Source organism: Thalassospira indica, from assembly GCF_003403095.1.
GTDB lineage: Bacteria > Pseudomonadota > Alphaproteobacteria > Rhodospirillales > Thalassospiraceae > Thalassospira > Thalassospira indica.
Map to the genome: position 1 here is coordinate 4,514,619 of NZ_CP031555.1, position 16,655 is coordinate 4,531,273.

At 53.9% G+C, this 16,655-nt stretch carries 13 protein-coding genes; 6 read left to right on the plus strand and 7 right to left on the minus strand.

All coding sequences use genetic code 11. The features are described from left to right. The first annotated feature begins 73 nt into the window (after window positions 1-73). Window positions 74-289 carry a helix-turn-helix domain-containing protein gene (locus DY252_RS21090; RefSeq protein WP_064790287.1) on the plus strand — a complete coding sequence of 72 codons (216 nt, stop codon included), beginning with the start codon at window positions 74-76 and terminating at the stop codon, window positions 287-289. A 64-nt stretch (window positions 290-353) separates the two neighbouring features. Here DY252_RS21090 and DY252_RS21095 read toward each other — a convergent pair whose 3' ends face one another. From DY252_RS21095 to DY252_RS21110, 4 genes are read right to left on the minus strand one after another with little or no spacing between them, the layout of a single operon-like run. Further along, window positions 354-3,611: a DEAD/DEAH box helicase gene (locus DY252_RS21095; RefSeq protein WP_064790286.1), complete on the minus strand. Its 3,258-nt coding sequence runs from the start codon at window positions 3,609-3,611 to the stop codon at window positions 354-356. Window positions 3,612-3,614: 3 nt separating this feature from the next. Further along, entirely contained in the window at window positions 3,615-6,881 is a 3,267-nt protein-coding gene (locus DY252_RS21100) for a DNA methyltransferase (RefSeq protein WP_064790285.1), read from the minus strand. A gap of 12 nt (window positions 6,882-6,893) precedes the next feature. Continuing rightward, the gene (locus tag DY252_RS21105; RefSeq protein ID WP_064790284.1) at window positions 6,894-9,761 is read right to left on the minus strand and encodes an SNF2-related protein; all 2,868 of its coding nucleotides are present in this window, start codon (window positions 9,759-9,761) and stop codon (window positions 6,894-6,896) included. After that, window positions 9,751-9,951: a helix-turn-helix domain-containing protein gene (locus DY252_RS21110; protein ID WP_064790283.1), complete on the minus strand. Its 201-nt coding sequence runs from the start codon at window positions 9,949-9,951 to the stop codon at window positions 9,751-9,753. The genes DY252_RS21105 and DY252_RS21110 overlap by 11 nt, the downstream gene beginning before the upstream one ends. A 209-nt stretch (window positions 9,952-10,160) precedes the next feature. Here DY252_RS21110 and DY252_RS21115 point away from each other — a divergent pair, with 209 nt between their 5' ends. Both DY252_RS21115 and DY252_RS21120 read left to right on the plus strand, forming a co-directional pair. Next, on the plus strand, window positions 10,161-11,711 hold the full coding sequence (locus DY252_RS21115) for a type IV secretory system conjugative DNA transfer family protein (RefSeq protein ID WP_064790282.1): 1,551 nt from the start codon (window positions 10,161-10,163) through the stop codon (window positions 11,709-11,711). Between the two features lie 181 nt (window positions 11,712-11,892). Continuing rightward, on the plus strand, window positions 11,893-12,201 hold the full coding sequence (locus DY252_RS21120; RefSeq protein ID WP_129542784.1) for a hypothetical protein: 309 nt from the start codon (window positions 11,893-11,895) through the stop codon (window positions 12,199-12,201). A gap of 19 nt (window positions 12,202-12,220) precedes the next feature. Here DY252_RS21120 and DY252_RS21125 read toward each other — a convergent pair whose 3' ends face one another. After that, complete coding sequence (locus DY252_RS21125; protein WP_064790280.1) at window positions 12,221-13,921, minus strand: relaxase/mobilization nuclease domain-containing protein; 1,701 nt, start codon at window positions 13,919-13,921, stop codon at window positions 12,221-12,223. A gap of 7 nt (window positions 13,922-13,928) precedes the next feature. Beyond that, window positions 13,929-14,447: a plasmid mobilization protein gene (locus tag DY252_RS21130; protein ID WP_129542785.1), complete on the minus strand. Its 519-nt coding sequence runs from the start codon at window positions 14,445-14,447 to the stop codon at window positions 13,929-13,931. A gap of 589 nt (window positions 14,448-15,036) precedes the next feature. On the opposite strand from DY252_RS21130, the gene DY252_RS21135 reads away from it, so the two are divergent. The 3 genes from DY252_RS21135 to DY252_RS21145 all read left to right on the plus strand — a co-directional run bounded on the left by DY252_RS21135 (window position 15,037) and on the right by DY252_RS21145 (window position 16,056). Further along, window positions 15,037-15,237, plus strand: coding sequence for a hypothetical protein (locus DY252_RS21135; RefSeq protein ID WP_064790275.1), 201 nt, complete (start codon window positions 15,037-15,039; stop codon window positions 15,235-15,237). A 133-nt stretch (window positions 15,238-15,370) separates the two neighbouring features. Further along, window positions 15,371-15,622, plus strand: a complete 252-nt coding sequence (locus DY252_RS21140; protein WP_064790273.1) for a hypothetical protein — start codon at window positions 15,371-15,373, stop codon at window positions 15,620-15,622. Between the two features lie 56 nt (window positions 15,623-15,678). After that, a complete protein-coding gene (locus DY252_RS21145) occupies window positions 15,679-16,056 on the plus strand; it encodes a hypothetical protein (protein WP_064790271.1) in 378 nt (125 codons plus the stop codon). Window positions 16,057-16,119: 63 nt separating this feature from the next. Here the strand turns inward: DY252_RS21145 and DY252_RS21150 are convergent, their stop codons facing one another. Beyond that, the gene (locus DY252_RS21150; RefSeq protein WP_064790269.1) at window positions 16,120-16,608 is read right to left on the minus strand and encodes a hypothetical protein; all 489 of its coding nucleotides are present in this window, start codon (window positions 16,606-16,608) and stop codon (window positions 16,120-16,122) included. Window positions 16,609-16,655: the final 47 nt, after the last annotated feature.

Genomic DNA, 16,655 nt, shown 5'->3' on the forward strand with positions numbered 1-16,655 from the left:
CCGTCCTCGGCTATGCTGCGGTCAGTCCGATTTTTCTTTTCTTGGCTTTTTCTTTGCCCATGGAGGATGGCCGGTGGACTATACCGACCTTCGGACAGTGAAGCAGCTCGCCCAAGAGGCGCCGTTTGTGACCGAGAGTACGCTCAGGTGGTGGATTTACCATGCGAACCGCAACGGTTTTGACACCGTTCTGATTAAAATCGGAGGCCGCGTTTACATCGACAAACGCGCGTTCAACAAATGGCTCGAAGGCCAACGCTTGGCTGCCCCAGACAGCGAAGCTGCCTAGCGAACAGTCCAATTTTTTTGGACGGGAGCCCCGCCAGAAATGGTGGGGCTCTTCACAATAACGCTTAGTGGCACATCTCCTGAACAATCTTGGAAATGTATTGGTCTGCATCGTCTTCCATGAAGAGGACATGCATCTCCTCTAGCTCTTGAATGGTCTTACCCCAGTTCAGCTTCCCGAAGCGCGTCGGTGTGACGATGAAGCTGTTCAGCACCACATTCTCGCTGGCGAGCCGCGCTTGGATTTCCTTGATCACTCTGTGAAATTCGATCTTCTTGTGGCCTGGCCCTTCATGCTGGAGGCCGTGCGGCTCAACAAAGGCGAGATGTTGCTTACCGCCCTTTACAAGCCAGAGAAGAAAGTCTGGATAGAAGTTGCCAGCCTCAAAGAAGCCCACACCTCTGCCACGGCTTTCATTTCGCAACAGAAAGAGCTCAACACCATCTTGAGCTAGCTTGTCCTTCTCAGCCTCAATGTATTCGCGAAGATCGTCGAGAAACTGAAACTCGCTTTCGTTTAATGAGACGGGCGCGATCTGCACTTTGCTGCCTTTCGCGACATGCAAGACAGGCTCGTAGAGATGGGTTCCAAAGATGCAGGCCTTCAAGTCACCCGCTCTGAGGATTCCGGCCTTGCGGGCAGCGATTTCCTTGGTCAGGCTTTGAATGTCGTTGATGAGCGCGGCCTCACTGGCATCCACAATGAGCTGATACTCATCGGTCTCGGGCAGGCTTCCGTCTCCCGGTTCAATCTCGCGGAGCTCAAGTCGAGGCTCGATGAAGGCTGCTTTGCAAAAGTTGTAATACTCTTCTGCAAATTTTTGCAGCAGTTCAGCGGCCATCTCCTGCCACAAAGCCACGTTGGAAAATTCAGAGAAGCCCATTTTCCCTGACGGAACCACAACGGTGTACCAAGTGCGGTCTGCCAGTAAGCTTTGGATCATCGGCTTCGCGATGTTCAAATTATGCCATGTCCGTTCGCGCTTGAACTTCTCAAGGCGGAAGAACAGGTCATCATAATCGAGAAAGCTCAAATGAGCGTCGCTAAAGGTAGTGGTTTCCTTGGCCCCCAGCTTGGTTCCTTTCTTTGATTCCAAAGATTGAATGCGCGGATACCAGTCAATCGACACGCCTTTTTGCCGAAGCTTCTCTGGCACAGCGGACAATGCGGGAACTGCGCCGTCGCGTTTGAAATCGTACTCCCTTCCATCTGCCCGCTTCTTGCGAGGACGCAGCATCTTAAGACGCTGGCCGAAATCGTATGTAACAGTGAGCGGTACTGTGAAGACCTGCTTCTGATCGTTTCGGGGCAGCTCTTCTTCCTCCAGGAATTTGCGGAAGCGCTCCATGAAGTCAGCTTCAATCCCGAAGACATTCAATGTCTCGACGTATTGAATGAGCTCAGGTTGATGGGTGGGCGTCGCAAATCCGCTGCGCTGAAGCGACCAGTTGTAACCTTTGAGGCGAACACCGCGCCCGAAGAGCTGGATGATTTGCGCACCTTCGCTTTTGCCAACGTGCATAAGGCCCAGCGTGCTGACACGCCAACAGTCCCAACCTTCGACAAAGCGTTTTGAACCAATAAGGAGGTTCACCGGCGAGCTGGACTTGTTGATGTGTCCAAACATCGTTTCCGCAAATTCGGACTCTAGGACCGCTACGTTTTCGAATTCTTGATCAGCAATATGGCTTGCGAGGCCAGATGCGTCGCCAACGTTGATTAGGCCGAACGGCTCTTCAGCCTGCCCGACGCGTAGCATAATTTCATTGTCGTCACCTTTGATCCGAGCGATTGACAATTCACCACCAGCTTTGTTCTGGAACAGCTTGTCGAGAATGTCGCGGAACAGGTCAGTGGGTTCCCAGCCTTGGCGATGCATGAGCTGCTGGAGATAGACGAAGCCGCCTGCGAATATGTCGCCGCCATCTTCATCTAAGAGGCCTGTCTGGTCTGCATTCCCGGTCAGGATGCGATTTATCTCAGCAGCCGACGACGCCTCGTTCTTCAAAAACTTTGCAATGAAGGCGAGGATCTTCCCAACGTCAGAAACAGTCGCCTTTTCAGCCTTCGTGCCCATGGCCTTGGTGACACTTGAGCCGACAAACACCCACAGCGGCTTTTCAATGTTGTAGGGCGCATAGATCGCCTGATTGTCTTCATAGAGCTTGAGCTGTTGGTAGAAGCTCAAAAGGCAGGCGGTCAGGTAGGAGAATTCCAGCTCGGAAAATGTGCGAGGCAGGTTGAAGATGCGATAATCCTTGCCGTAGCCATCCTCGTAGAAATAGCGGTACGAATAGTCGAACAGGATCGCTTTGGCGTATGACGCCTCAATGTCCGGGCGTTTGGCAGCGGTGACGGCTTCCTTCAGTGTCGCGGAATACTCGAACACAAAGCCCTTTTCTGAAAGACGTGCTCGGCTGGCGAACCAGCCGCGTTCTTCCTGGCTTCCCATGCCGCGGTGTGCCTCGTCCACCAGCAGCAGGTTCTGGTCGCCAAGGTTTCGTGTCGCGATAACATTGGGGCCATCCGTGTCCCCCAGTTTGGTGACTTCAGTGTAGTCCACCTGTCGAAGGCCGTTCTTGCCTGAAGAAAGGAGGTCGCCAGTATCGGTCAGAAGCCGCGCAGCTGAGATATTGCTCCCTCGCATCTCGCCCGCGTGCTGAAGCGAAAGCCCCTCGTTGGGCGTAATGAGGACAGTTCGGGTTAGGTCATGCTTGAAGCTCGACTTCGAAGCATAATGCCTGAATTGCAGGAAATTGACGTGCATGAGCAACGTCTTCCCCGAACCCGTTGCGTTCTGAAGGCAGAGCTTGTTCAAGTCTGCGAGCTCGTACGGCGTAATCCCCGTCTCATATCCTTCGTCGGTCCAATACTTGTTGAAGTCAGCGACGTAGGCGTTGAGCGAGTCCAGCAACGCATCCCGATCCGCAAAAAAGCGGTCGAGATAAATTTCCGCAAACAGCAATGAGAGCCACTGATAGTACTTCCACACGATCGGGCGATCACGCTTCTCGTTAATGGCGAGCGTGTGGCTTACGATGTTGTGCTCATAACGCAGCAAGTCTGCCTGCGTGATTTGCGCGCCATCTTGCAGATGCAGGTCAAGCGCCTTGTAGAAGTGGTGCAGGTTCTCCGGCGTCATGCCTTCCTGCGCATCCTTCACGGTCTTCGCCAATGGCTGGATGGGGCGCAAAGTGCGCTTTCCGTCCTTATGGTCTTTCAAGGGATCAAAGCCGAAGAGGCTGACAATCCATTGGTTAAGAACCAGCTTGTGCCCGAATGGCAGTTGCTTGGCCTTTGCGCCCTTCTTTCGTCCTGCCATCGATTAGCCCTCCACGTCCCACATTGCCTGATGGAACGCTTCCTCGATGAGGCGGACTTTCCAAGTTTCCTCTTCCTGGCGGAGGTTTGGCAAATTGTTCGATCCGTTCACGTAGATCACATCGAACTCGGTATCCTGGGCCGACAAGCGGTATTTCCTGAACCACTCGTCCAGCATCAAGTTGTCCTGCTCAAGGTCGCCGGTCAGCTTGCGCCATACGACGAGAGCACGCTCACGGTCACTTTGGTCGCCGGGAGTGCGAAGCGTGTATCCTTCGATCTTGCGGAAGCGCCATGCACCGTCTTCGGTTTCCTTCAAACTTCCGTCAATCATCAAGCGGGTGCTCGTATCGCCCGGAAGCTCGGCATCCTCTTCTCGCTTGAACGCAGCGTCATAGCCGCGCCATTTGTCAATGTGCTCGACGTGCAAACCGATCAGCCAGTTGAAAGTCTCAATGAGGTCAACGGACTTCTCCACATACTCGTCTGTGCCCGGCTTCTTGACCTTCATCTTGTAGCTTGTCGGATCGTCAAACCATTCGATGTTTAGGAGCGACGGGCTTCCCTTGGTCTCGAAATCGAGCCAGTAGCGCAGCATGTAATCTTGCAGGAATTCTGCTTCGCCAGAGACTGGTACAATGTTATGCAAAGACAAGTTGTTAAGTGCGTCCTCATATGATTCCAAACGGACGTAGGACAAAGCATGAGAAAGGCTTTTTCGGGTTATCGGTTTGCCGTCTTTCCAATCTGAAGAGTACGCAGACTTGAGGACGCGAGCCTTCAAAACATCCTCAGTATAACCACCCATTTCTGCAAGAACATACTTGGTTTTAGCGCCGTGCTTTCGCTGCCTGTTGTAAACGGCATGTGCGGTCGTACCACTACCGGCAAAGGCATCAAACACTACAGGGTTGCTTACGGAATGTAGCGATGCATCCAATACCCGTTCCATCGTTCCGACCGATTTAGGGTAAGAGAATTCCCCAGTTGAGCCAAACATCGCGGAAAGAACATTGGTGCCACCAGTGGTCGCATTGTATTCTTTCCCCTTCCAAATAGAAGGGAGAAGCAGGCGCCGGTCCTTATCCTCAAATACTCTTTTTATAACGAATTTTTCTGACGATATGATTTTCTTATCGGCGATGGCCTGTAGCGCACCCAGATATGAAAGCGACCAAACGCGTTCCGAATTGTCCTCTCCGATTGGGTAAACTCGGACAAGGCCTTCAGAGGTTTCTCCCTTTGGATATTCCGCTCCAATTGCAGGTGGTGGTTCTGCCCCAACCACCTCAAATGTTTCCGGGTTTACCAAGACAGCAAAGAAGCTCTCTGGACGCCCTGGGTTCCCAATTCTGAAGTTATTGTCACCCGTGCCAGCTCGCCTGAAGCCGCGTGTACGCTCACCATCTTCAACAGCCTCACCGCGCAATACGTCGACGTCATCGGGGACGGCGAATAGACAATATTCATGCGTCCTCGACACATTTGATCGGCCAGTGCCCGATCCAGGGTAATGCTCGACTACGCAGCGGTGGACATCAATATTTCTCAAGGCAGCGCGCACAACGTAGTCCAGAGTTACGAGCTCGGCATCATCAATCGCGAATGCCGCGACACCACACGAAGACAACAGTCGGCCGCCTTCGAGAACTCTGTCTTGCATTAAAGAAGCCCAAGATGATGACTTGTAGCCATTCTTGTAGATGATCGGGATCGCATCGGTGTTATACGGAGGGTCGTAGTAAGCTAAATCCACCGAGCTCTGATATTTTGCCTTTGACAGTCGAAGAGCCTGAAAGTTTTCCGAAAACATCAAAACGCCGTCGCACTCACGTTCGAAGTCTTCGATTGATGCAAGAAGGTCCATCACCCAGTCTTCGCCAAAAAATTTCGTGTCTAACGGGAGGCGATTGTTTTCCTTCAGAAACTCTTCGGTCAATGGCTCGCCGTAGCCTTCGATTAAATTGATAGCGAAAAGGCGAACCCACTCCTGTCGCTGCGCATGGTTGGCAGCGATCTCAGGATACAATTCCTCAGGAATGCGATCGAGCGTGATGCAGTACTGGGTTTCGACAACGAATTTTTTCTTGAGCCACAGTTTCTTTTGGAATTCCTCCAGCTGCGCAAGAAATTCGATGAGATGCTGGGCGATGCGACGCAGCACCTTGATCTTCGCAAGGTAGGTTTCCACGCGGGGAGCTTCCGCAGCTTCGATGTCGTCAAGCCGCATGACTTCGTTCTTGATGTAGAAATCGAGCTCGCGCTTCAGGAATCCGCCGAGGTCCTTATGGATGAAATAATCCATCGTGTTCCGGCCGGTATATTGGGCCAGGTATTTTGCCAGAAGCGTTCGGTCCTTCTCCGCCTCAGTCGGCGCGGGCGTTAGCAGCGCCTTCACATAGTCTTCCGCCTGGTCAGTTTGTGGTAGCGCGGCTTCCACGGCTTCGACGGCTTCGGCGAGGCGCTTTTTGCGCCAAGTGCCGTCCTGTCCAGTTTTCTCTGGATCGGCTCGATATTCGAACTGGATCACCAATTCTGGCGCTCCGGCCTCGCCGATCTCGACCTTCACAGGTTCGTCACCGTGAATGACGAAATATCGCTCGGTTTGCTCTGACGCTTTGACGTTGTTGTGCTCGCCTTCGGAAGCCGAAACGACGCGGCAATGCACCTTCAGTGGCTTTTCGCCAAACAGCTCTCCGTGATGCTCTTTGAATTCCTTCGCCTGCGTTGGATCGAAGGTGAAGTTCGTCAGATATTCGGATGTCTTGATGTAGTATTGATCACGGTTGGCCCAGTGGAGGTATACCTCGCGCCCGTCATAGGGCACGGCATAGGGAGCGGCCTTGCCATCGGTTTCGCGCGCGAAATAGCGGCGCGACATGAAATCACCGCTGTCATAGTAGCGTTCAAAAAAGCGGTAGAGATGGTCGTAAACGTCTCCCTCATTGCTGCCGCTGTCCTTCGCAGCATCCCACGCGGCCTTGGCTTTCTTTACCGGCTCAGTGGCGTCAGGATCGGGTGCGCCATAGTCAACGGCCTGTTTGCGCGCGGCGTCATAGGCTGCCTTGGCTTCCGCGATGCGGGCATCGTCTGCTTCGCCAAATGCTTCGCGAATGATGCCAAGAAGGTCTTCTTCCAGAAACTTCGACACCTGCCCCGCCTTTGCGTGCATGATGCGATAGAAGCCAAAGTCGAGATCTGGTTGGTCGAGCTGAAACAGCTCCTTCAATAGGCTAATCAATCTCGTACGTTGTTTTTCGACCTGACTCATGAATGGGCTCCCTTAAACAACCGTCCACCGGATGGTGAAAAGCTGCTCTGATTTGATTGTCTGTTTGAGGCGCACCTCGATTTCTGCGATCATCGCGTCCCGCTTATCCAAGATTTCGTCCTCGACCTCGAAAATACGCTGACGAAGCCGACGCTTCGATTTTTCGAGTGTCTGGATTTGGGTTTGAAGCTTGTGCTGCATCGCTGGATCGGTAGCCGACCGGGTTTCACGCTTGAGCTCTTTGACCTTGTTCTTAACGTCGACGAGCTCCTTCTCAGCCGCAGCGACCTTATCCTCTGCCCACTTCTCCAGCTTCTGGCTCTCTTCGGCCAGCCATGCCGAACGCTGGTGCTTCAGCTCTTCGAGGACTTCGGCCTTCCGAGCCTCCAGCTCCTGAAGCACGGTTTCGGGTGCTTCCACATCTTGAGGCGAAGACGACTTGCAAGGCAATTCGAACAAGCGCTTTGCGGCCGAATTCGGCAAGGTAGCGCCTTCATCAGTCACGCCTGAGAAAATCGTATGGTCCTGATTGTCGATGCCAGTGATTGATAGCTTTTCAATCGACAAAATGCCTGACTGGCCCACAAACGGCTCCAAAGCAGCGGCCTTCTGTGGCCAAGAGGTATAGTCGAATGTCAAGTGAGCGCCTTGCAGGTCGCGCCCAAGAGCCTGGTCAACAGCATGTTGAGCGAGCGGATGACCAAGCCGGTAGCGATGACCATCTAGCCCCTTCTTTGTAAGGTGATAGCCGCCAACAGGAGATGACACGCCGGCAAGCGGCTTCTTGAGTGTGAAACTCAGATATGCGTCGTCAAAATCAGCGTGCCTGCGCAATTCGTGCTTGGTGAGCTGCCAGAGCATACGCTCATAGCGGTTCACATATTCCTTGGCTTCATCGAGATTGACCTTGAGGCGGTCGTGAACTTCGGCGTCGAAGTTTTCGAGGAGCTTCTTGCGGGTGTCTTGCATCGTCTCGTCGATGCGAGCCGCCATCTCCTCCTGAAGGCGCTCAAAAGCCGTTTCGATTTCTTCAGCCGTCCGACAGCTCTGGTAGATGCCCACCACTCGCTTCTCGAATTCGACTCCAGACTCAACAGCGCCCAGAACCTCATCGCTCGCTCCAAAGACGCCCGAAAAGAGCTGAAACTTCTCCGCTAGGAGCTCATAAACGCGCTGATCCGCCGCATTGTTTTTATTGAGGAAATTGATCACAACAACGTCATGCTGCTGACCATAGCGATGGCATCGACCAATGCGCTGCTCAATGCGTTGAGGGTTCCACGGAAGATCGTAGTTCACGACGATTGAACAAAACTGAAGGTTGATTCCTTCAGCTGCCGCTTCCGTAGCAATCATGATTTCAGCGCGGTTGCGGAAGTAGTCCACGAGAGCCGCACGCATGTCAGCCGTACGTGAGCCCGTCACCTTGTCGGTATTCTTATTCGCCTCCAGCCACGCATTGTAGATAGCCTTAGATTGCGGATCCGCATTCGATCCGTTGAAGAGCACGAGCTTATCTTCGAAGCCGTTCTCCGAGAGAAGTCGAACAAGGTAATCCTGGGTGCGGCGAGACTCCGTGAAGATGATCGCCTTGCGCGGGGCTTGGAGCTCTTGAGCCTTCGCAAAACCGGCGTCCAAAGCCTGTAGAAGCGAACGCCCTTTAGCATTCTCGGAAATTGAAACGGCTAGATCACGGAATGCTCGGAGGTCATCGATCTCGCTTGAGATGGCTGCAATATCATCTTCAGTCAGAAGCTCTGGCTCGCCCTCGTCTTCGAGCCACTCCTCGGCCTCTTCCTCAAATCCATCATAGTCAGCCGAGATTTCATCTTGAGAAGCTGCATCATCATCTGCGGCCTCGCGAAGCGCAGCATCATCTTTGAGCTGTCGCTCAAGCTTCCGGGCAAGGCTATCGAGCGCGCCAGCGATGGCAAAGGTACTCGATGCCAATAGCTTCCGCATTATCAGTGTCATCAACGTACGTTGACTGCTTGGGAGCGCATTCAGCGAAGGACGACGAAGATAGTCTGAGACCATGTCATAGAGCGTCTGCTCTTGCTCGCTCGGAACGAATTCCTGGGTAATGGGAATGCGGTTGGTATAGCGGATATATTCGAGCACCTGACGGCGTAGCGTCCGATGGCAAATCGGCTTCAGTCGCGCCTTTAGCTCGGCAAACTGCTGGTCAGCACTCAAGCGGGCGTATTGAGATTGGAAGCTCTTGGCATCGCCAAATGCGTAGTCGTCAATAAGACTAACGAGCCCATAGAGCTCCATGAGAGAGTTCTGGAGCGGCGTCGCGGTAAGCAAGACCTTCGGGGAATTTTCGAGAGCTGTCTTGAGGGCTTTTCCGATCTTGTTGTCCGCGCGATAGACGTTCCGCAGGCGATGGGCTTCATCGATGACCGCGAGGTCCCAAGTGGTAAGCATAAGCTCATCAGCGTGACGGGCAGCAAACTGAAATGAGCAAATGACAATGGCCTTTTGCTCAAATGGGTTTCGCACCCCGTCCTTGATCATACGATTGTAGTTCTTGGCCTCCAAAATCATGGTCGGGAGGAAAAACTTCTCTTCGATCTCCTGAGACCACTGCTTGCGCAAGTTTGCAGGGCCAATGATGATGATTTTGCGCTTACCCTCAGTCCACTTTTGGGAGAGGAGCAAACCAGCTTCGATGGTTTTCCCTAGGCCGACTTCGTCAGCAAGGATCGCACCCTTCGAGAATGGCGACTTAAAGGCGAAGAGAGCTGCCTCGACCTGATGGGGGTTGAGATCGACCTGAGCGTCTAGAAGTGTGCTGGCAAGCTTCTCTGAATCAGCCGCAGAATGCCGACGGCTAAGCTCATGCGCAAACAGTTTTGCGTGATACTCAGTCGCCATGCTCGCTCTTTCCTCCGGTTTGTTTCGCTTTCTCGTCGATCCATTCGTCAATCGCAGACTGCCTGAAGCGCCAGCTTCCTCCTACCTTAAAGCCGGGAATTTCCCCTTTTGCGACAAGCGCATAGGCGGTTTTCTCCTTCAGTTTGAGGTAGGCTGACAGCTCTTTGATCGTCCAAATATCGTCGGTCATGGACCGCCTTTCGGTCATCTCCTCGTAGAAAATACGGGAAATTATCGGAATAACCAAGAAAATTTCGCCATTGTCAGCGTGTAGTGCGTCAAAATTGCCATTCTGACCATCATGGACAGTAATCAGTCAGTCTGGCTGGTTCCGTCCAGTTTTCCGGTTCGGGTTGCGGTGCAGAAGTCTTCAGAAACAACAAACTGGAGGCTTTTGTCATGGGCTTCATACGCACCCTTATCCTGTCGCTCTACGCGATGCTGACCCTTTGCTGGAAACTTCTGCCGATTGTCGGCGCACTAGCTGGCTATGCCCTTTTCGCGCCACCCGCGTGGCTTGGCGGGATCATGGCCGCTGTGCTTGGTCTTGCTGGCTATCTTGCAAAATGCACGGCTTCTGCCGTCTTCTACAAGCCTGACACCCATGGTTCGGCGCGCTTCGCGGGGCTGGCGGATGCCCGAAAGGGTAAGCTGCTGACCGGCAAGGGCCTTATTTTGGGCCGCAAGCATGGCCGAATGTTGCGCTACCGAGGTGAAGGCCACTTGCTGACTTTCGCACCAACGCGAAGCGGTAAGGGTGTCGGCTGTGTCATTCCCAATTTGCTCGACTACCAAGGCTCGGTGGTTGTGACCGACATCAAGGGTGAGAACAGCGACATTGCCCGCGCATACCGCGCAACCCTAGGGCCAGTTTACGAGCTTGCACCACTCGGCGGCGCGAAGGCGAACCGCGCGACGTTCAACCCGCTCGATTTCATCCGCATAACGACTGCCTATGAGGTCGATGACGCACGCCTCATCGCCGAAATGCTGGTGGTGCCCGAACACGCCCAGCCGAACCACTGGGAACGCGAAGCGCGAACGCTTATCACCGGCCTGCTTCTCTATATCAGGCACCATTGGGACTTGCTGGAGCAGAACCTCGGCACGCTGCGTGACCTGCTGATGCAGGACAGCGAGGAATTCGAACTGCTGCTGGCGAAGATGGCAATGAGCCATCAGGAAAACGTCGCCCGTATTGCGCGCGGGTTTAGTCAGAAAGAGCCGAAGGAACGGTCGGCGGTAATCTCGACGGCACAAGGGGCGACCGAACTATTCGAGAGTCCTGAATTGCGGACAGCAACGGAACGCTCATCCTTCAGCTTTGAGAGCCTGAAGGATGATGTGGGTTCGGTGTTCATCATAGTGCCGCCAGAGTATCTCGAAGCCTACCGCCCATTCCTGCGGCTAATGACTGGCCTGGCCACCGTGGCGATGACACGGAACATGGCCAAGCCAGCTCAGCCGGTGCTGTTCATGCTCGATGAGCTGCCAGCGCTTGGGTATATGCGCCCTATCGAGGAAGGCATTGGCTATTTGGCCGGATATGGCGCGAAACTGTGGTTGTTCGTGCAAGATTTGGATCAGCTCCAGAAGACCTATCCGAAAGCGCGCTCGATGATCGCCAACTGCGCGGTGCGGCAGGCCTTCAACGTGCAAGACCCCGAAACCGCCAAGCTACTGTCGGACATGTTGGGAACGGCAACGGTTCGGATGCACTCAGAAGGCCAAAGCTCGTCCCTACCGTTCAATCTCGTCGCTGGCTCTTTCCATTCAGGTGCTTTTGAAGGCGCGCGCCAGCTGATGACGACCGGTGAAATTCTGACGATGAAAGCCAGGAACCAACTGGTGTTCGTTCAAGGCTTCCCGGCCTTTCGTGCCCGCAAAATCCGCTACTTCGACTGGTGGGAGTGGCAATTAAGAGCGAGGCTCAAGAATGAAAATCGCTGACAAAGCACTCACCGCTTTGTTATATTATTACAAATGAATGTAACTATGATTTTGGTATTTTGTAATGACAATTTGCGTGAACCCAAGAGAACTCCACGAGGTTTTGTCAAAGCTTGGGAAGCTCAAGAGCCTTGACTTGTGGTCGGTTCCGCAAAGTCGCCGCCTATCCTTCGAAGATAGCGTGAGCGGTGCGATTGGCTCTGAGTGCAAAGCATTAGGCAGTCTGAGCGAGCGAGTTTCAGTCAACTTTCGTCAATTTTCGCAGCTCATCAAAAGTCTTTCCTCAGCAGAATTCATAACAATCAACTATGGCGAGCCGTGGCTAATTATCGAACACGAAACAGGACGCATCACGATAGCCGCCAAAGAAGTAGCAAAGCCACCCCAGCCAAGTTTGGATAAGCCACGGAAGACAGTCAAACCTACCTCTACGCAGCAGAAACTTGACCTGTGGGACTTCAGCCTAAATATGCCATTCGAAGAGAAATAAGGAGCGCGAAAAGCTTGGCCTATCGATCCAGATAGTCGAGCCCCTGGGTGCGATTGTAGTCCCGGTCACGCTCGCGTTCCCGCTTTCGCTCCATGTAGGTGCGACGGGCGCGGAGCAATTCCATTTTGCGATCTTCAGCAAGATTGCTGGCGAGAATGGCCTTATCCGTGGCGCGCGTCAGTGCCTTGGCGCGGCGCATCGCCTTCTCCTTCATGATTTCCCGCAATTCAAACGGCACATCGGCGCGCAATCGCAGCATGGCGAAGTCATTGAGTGCAATCCGCAAGGCACGGCGGTTGGCCTCGATACGGTCGCGATGATGCCCAAGTTTGAGTTGCTGCTCCCGCCAGCGACGGCGTTTCAGATGCAGCTTTCGGAAGGCTCGTTTCGCGTTCCCTCGCGCCTCGGTGTCTGCCCCTAGGTATCGTGCCCCGTTCATCCGACCAAGCAGGTTGGCGTTTTTCTTCACCATGCGCTCGGCGTCGGCGACACCAAAGGTCTGTTCCAGCTTCAACCAGCGTTCCGCTGCCTTTTCCGGGTTGCGGAAGATGTCGAACAAGGACTGGTTGAATTGAGCCTCTGAAGCCTTTTCGCGGGCTTCGTAATTCGGCAACGTCTTCTTCAGCCAGCCGCGATCACGCTCAAGCCGCGAGATGCGACGCTCACCAGCCCGATAGACCGCCTCGACCCCTTTCCAGTAGTTGTAGTCTAAGTCAGCGGCATCCACCTCCAGCACGGCGTCTGCATTCTTGCGCTCAACGGCAAGCTGGGCTTCGCGAAGTTTCTTAGCACGGCGCTGTTCGGCAGGCGTCATGTTCTCGTAGCCTGGGATCTGCGCCTCCGGCGCGTCATCCCGTGCGAGGTCTTTCATGCGCTCGGCCATGAACACGTCGAACCGCTCACCGAAGCGATCCTCCAGCTCGGTCAGCCGAACGCCCTTGCCCATCTGCGAGAGCTTGGCGAAGCGCTCACCCTTGGCGAGCACAAGCCCCTGACCTTTGCGTTGCAGGAAGACGCCTTGCGCCCCCAACCGTGCGGTGAGGTCATGCCAATCCTTTGCATTATAGAAGTGGCCCTGCACCTTCTCTCGTAGGGCTTTGACCTCACCCTTGCCCATGGCAATCTGAGGTTCTCGTTCTTCGCGCTTGGCCTGCCAATATTCACCCTCTGTTGGCGTATCGAGGCTTTCGACCAAATCGAAGTCGTCCACCTTCTCTAGTTCGCGAATGCGTTCCTTATCGCGCGGGATATTGAGCTCACGCTCTCGGGCAATTTCTCTGCAAAGCTCCGTCAGCCTACGCCCATCATTGTGACGGTCGAAAGCTTTGCCGATGGTAGGATGCACCCTGTTTATCAGGAAGTGCATGTGGGGATGCTTGGTGTCCTTGTGGGCATAGACAAGCATCTGATGCTCGGTCAGCCCCATGCGCTCGATGGCCTCGCCCGCAATCTCACGCAGCACTTCTGGCGGTAGCTTGCCCCGTCGCGCATCCTTCGGATCGAAGGACAGGACAAAATGATAGACAGGCTTCTTGCAGCGAAGGTTCTGCGCGGCGGTCGCTTCCATGATGGCGGACGCGGCCAAGGGATCGGTCGTCTCAAGGTTTCGGGCTTCCATCCATGCCACGCGATCAGTGGAGAGCCCGTTTGTGCGGCCCGCCAGATATAGCGCCGATGATTTAAAGGCAGCAGGCTGCTTGGATGGAATCTTGAACCGCATCCTTCCCCTACCCGTCTGTCTCTTGACTGCCCTCGCCCAGCGCTTCTTCCAACGGTGCGAGCGCCAGCTTCAAACCTTGCATGGCCCATTTGCGATCTTCGGGGTCAAGGTCAGCACCTGAGTTGGCGCGGCGGGCAAGCCCATTGATTGCATGACCAGCACCGTTGAGTGGTTCGAGTTGTTCCTCGATGAGGCCGATGAGATCATTCCGACCAAGCAGCCTTTCCACCATGTGACCGCCAACGTAGCGCGCCATTTTCAGGTAGCGTTCGTCGCCGGTCGCATCGTGAAGCTGGCGGAAGTTCGTGGCGATGGATGTCAGCTCGTAGAGGAGCTTTTCGAACACCAGATTGGTCACGGGTTTGGAGCGCGGCCGCTTGTCCAGAATGGTGGTGCGGGCATAGGGTCCAGCAAGCATTCCAGCGTCTCGCGCCATGGCCTCCACGCGGGCGTATTCATCAGCCGTCAGCCGCACGCTGAGCACGCGGGTGCGCTGGTCTTCTGGAGCCTTTCTGGGTCGCGCCATGGGCTACCTCCAATGCCATTTCACAAGGTGCCTGGGCAGCCCTTCAAGCCCGCTGCAAGCGCAAGATGGGAGCTCGGCTTGAGACCTCCCGAAGGGATGGTCGAATGCCATAAGAGCCTTTTCGCTAGAAAACCCGCGCCCGTCAGGGGCAAAGGGTTTTCGTATGCGAAAATACATCTTGCCGTCAGCGTGAGCTGCAAAGCACCTCCCTGCTGTATGGAAAATAGCAGAAACGACAACGCTATAAGCCGCAGAAACACTCTATAATACGCATACGAAAACAGCAAGAGGCCACAAGCCCCAGCAACGAACAACACCCCACATAGAGCCGCAACACCGTCAGGAGAAATCACCAGGCCACACCTGACACCCCTAGAGGCGGCCCAAAAAAGCCGCGCGGCGAGCGGAAGCGCGGCGGAAAAAACTGACATGCGGGGGTTGAAGCGGTTCAGAATCGTGACCACACCTTAGGTATCAACACTCCTTCAGTACCGTTTCAAACGCCATGGCTTATGCCTGCGCTTGAACGCTGATTTTCACAAACCTCAAACACAGGGAACCGCCACGGAAACGTGCGCGGCATTTTGCTATGGAACTTGAATTTAACCTGCTTTCATTCGTCCTCGGCCTGGCCATCATCCCGTTGCTGCACATGGCAGCTTTCGGCACCGGCTTTGCCGTTGGATACGTCACCACTCGCCGGTTGGGCAAAGGCCTTTCGGACCCGATGCCTCATAATGGCATTGGCGCAATGACCGGCCTCAGCCTCGCTGACGTCTACAAAAACTGATATCGGAAAACCGCCCTCAGCAATGAGGGCGGTTTTTGTTCAATTGAATTTTTGAAAAAAATGCCAATATATAAACAAATAACTTCATCTTCTGCATTTTTTCTAAACCTTACGACATTCGTAGGAACAAACTATGTCAAAGAAGAAACGCCCATGGGCTAACGAGAGCCTTATTGTGCGCGGAAAAGGCGGGAAAACGCTCGCAGAGTGGACGAAAGGCCCCTCGGGCAGAACGGAAAAATTCCACTTCCCCCTCGAACCAGGCGGCAAAAGCAGCATCTTCTCTTCCGGCAAGAGAACTTACCACAAAAGCGGGAAGACCCATGGCCATGGACTTTTCGCGAAAGGCGGTAAGAAAAAGAGTTGGTTAAACAACTGGAAATAACGTAAAATATAGCCGAGAGTTTTTACTCTCGGCTATTTTAATTTCTGGATATCGTTATGAGTATAATTGATTTGCGCGAATGTGATTTACCCACAACTGTATGGAATTGGTTAATTGCGGACAAAAAAGAAGAAGTTATTTCTGATTTCCTGGCCAAAGAAACATTGGATTGGCTCATCCAAAATGGCGCGCCTGATAGTGAATCTCTCAGAAAGATAGTTGATGACTATGCAATGGTTGCCGCGCGGCGTTTGATTTCTGAAAACGATGTTGTTGAGGCGGTGCGCCTGGGTCTTTCAGCGTTTCTTGAAACGCCTTTTGAGCAATTTGTTGAAGACGATGAAGAGCTTATTATCAAAATAACGACATCATTCTGCAACTGGTTCAATATGGAGACTGGCGGAAACGTATCTGCCGGTATTTCTTACGCATAATTGGACGCCACACCCGGCAGTTGAAAAACCGCCCCCAGCGATGGGGGCGGTTTTCGCATGGCATCAGTCCAGCGTAACTTCAGCCACCTCAAGCCCGCCCCAAGGACGCTCGGTGATGAAGTAGCCGAGGCGGTTCACGAGGTGCCAGCCGCTCAAAATGACAAGCTCGTCTTCAGCTTGAACCAGTGTCCAAATGCACTCGCTATTTTGACGGCGAACGTATTCTTGTTCGGCACCATAGGTCTCGAACATGAGCCCGTCGTAGGGCGCGCCCTGGCAAAGCTCATTGGCGATGGGGCGATACTTTTCGCACCACTGATCGTAGGTCAATGAAGGCTCGGCTTCTGGCTCGACAGGCCCAACAAAGTAGGTGGTGAGCTCGTGCTCCTCGCCCTCAGCTGGGCCAGCATCCGGCAGCTCGCCAGCACGAAAGCGTTCCAGTGCGATGGCTTCGGGGTCGGTCACATCATCGCCCATCTCGACGTGGTAGCGATAGACAGTGAGCTGCTCGATGGTGATTTCGACAAGTTCAGGTTTTTGGGTTTCAGTCATGGTTCGGTTCCTTCCGATTATGTTTATTGGCCACGTCGCCCGTCGCT